The organism is Streptococcus sp. 4094 (genome assembly GCF_013277125.1).
Taxonomy (GTDB): domain Bacteria; phylum Bacillota; class Bacilli; order Lactobacillales; family Streptococcaceae; genus Streptococcus.
Genome location: NZ_VMMI01000026.1, coordinates 1 through 733, shown reverse-complemented (window position 1 = coordinate 733; position 733 = coordinate 1). Strand labels below are relative to the sequence as shown.

Sequence of the window (733 nt, the reverse complement as noted above, 5' to 3'; positions counted from 1 at the left end):
TCCATTTCCAGCCAAGAGTCTAGTTGATTCAGTGCTAAATAGTTTTGGAAATCCTCATAGGAACGGCCTTTTTTAGCTTCTTTAGGGATGGAAGGTAGCTTACTTTTTCGTCTTTCTTTGAATTTAACGGCTCTGGCAAGATCAATCGGAGCGATAGATAGGTACCCTTTTCGGATGTGTCGATAGACAGTTGAGGAGCTGACATCAAGGTTATGAGTTTTGAGAATATGATAGATGTGTTGTCCTTTTTTAACCCCATCAGAAATGACTTTGTCCATGTCCCAGAAGGTCTTGGAATTGAGGGGAGTTCCTTCACGAGCTTCTCCAAGAGTTTGTTCGTATTGTTTTTGAGCTTGCTTAGCGAGGTAGAAGATCTTCTTATAGCCACAATTCTGTCTTCTTTTAGGGCAGCCGTTACAGACAAAGGGAGCTTTGTCGAGTAGAGGGCAAGGAAGGTTATGGCATGTAGACTCTCGGACTTGTCTGTTTCGTTTGACTTCTTTAGAAACAGTAGTCGGGTCTTTTAGAATGGATTGTCCAATAGCTTTGAAGGTTTCACTGCGCTCTAAACCTAATTGGATATCATTACGGTCTGAAAGGGTAAGGTGTTTATGTTTTGTCATAGTAGACCTCGTTTCTAACTCAAACGTCTCACACTTAATTCCACCATAAAAATCCGTTTTAGACTAATTTCCACTTTGGTCAGGCAAGTGGAAGTTACTTTGAGAAGTTA

At 40.9% G+C, this 733-nt stretch carries 1 protein-coding gene; it reads right to left on the bottom strand.

Features of this window, described 5'->3' with window-relative positions:
* Positions 1 to 623 (bottom strand): helix-turn-helix domain-containing protein (locus HT721_RS06560; RefSeq protein WP_160109935.1); only part of this gene is annotated, 623 nt, incomplete at its 3' end.
* Between the last annotated feature and the right edge of the window lie 110 nt (positions 624 to 733).